At 70.8% G+C, this 685-nt stretch carries 1 protein-coding gene; it reads left to right on the plus strand.

What is annotated here, in order from left to right:
• Positions 1-50: 50 nt before the first annotated feature.
• On the plus strand, positions 51-685 hold a 635-nt coding region (locus ABD999_RS43790; RefSeq protein ID WP_345483303.1), incomplete at its 3' end, for a CHAP domain-containing protein.

The following is a 685-nucleotide window of genomic DNA, read 5'->3' on the forward strand; positions in this document are numbered from 1 at the left end:
CCGACAGCTAACCCGGTAGGCGGCATGGAAGCAAGGAGCAATCCCCGAGCATGGTCAAGCACATCTTCGATCGCATCCCGTCCACCTCCCGCCTGGCCCTGGGCGCCACCCTGGCACTCGGCGCCGCCTTCGCCGGCACCTCCGCCGCCGCCACCGCGGCCGCCGCCTCCCCCTCCCAGCCGCACCCGGTCGCCCACCAGCAGAGCAGCGCGAACCAGTCCACCGCCGTCAGCGCGAGCACCGTCCTTCAGGTCGCCGAGTCGCAGATCGGCGTCACCGAGGACGCCGCCGGCGGCGGCACCAAGTTCCACCAGTGGTACATGTCCTCCCCGCGCGCGGCCGAGACCCTGGCCCGTGACGGCGGCGGCACGCCCTCGCTGTACGCCAACGCCCCCTGGTGCGCGATGTTCGTGTCCTGGGTCGGCGAGCAGGCCGGTGCCCGCTCCACGATCGGCTGGGACGCCTACACCGTCACCCACGCCCAGTGGTTCAAGGACAACAACCGCTGGGGCAGCGAGGCCAAGCCCGGCAGCGTCGTCTTCTTCGACTGGGGCGGCAGCAAGAACATCAGCGCCGTCGACCACGTCGGCCTGGTGAAGAAGGACAACGGCGACGGCACGATCACCACGATCGAGGGCAACACCGGCAACGGCAAGGTCGAGGAGCGCATCCGGCCCGTGTCCCA

Origin of the sequence: Nonomuraea ferruginea (assembly GCF_039540635.1) — a bacterium.
GTDB classification, from domain to species: Bacteria; Actinomycetota; Actinomycetes; order Streptosporangiales; family Streptosporangiaceae; genus Nonomuraea; species Nonomuraea ferruginea.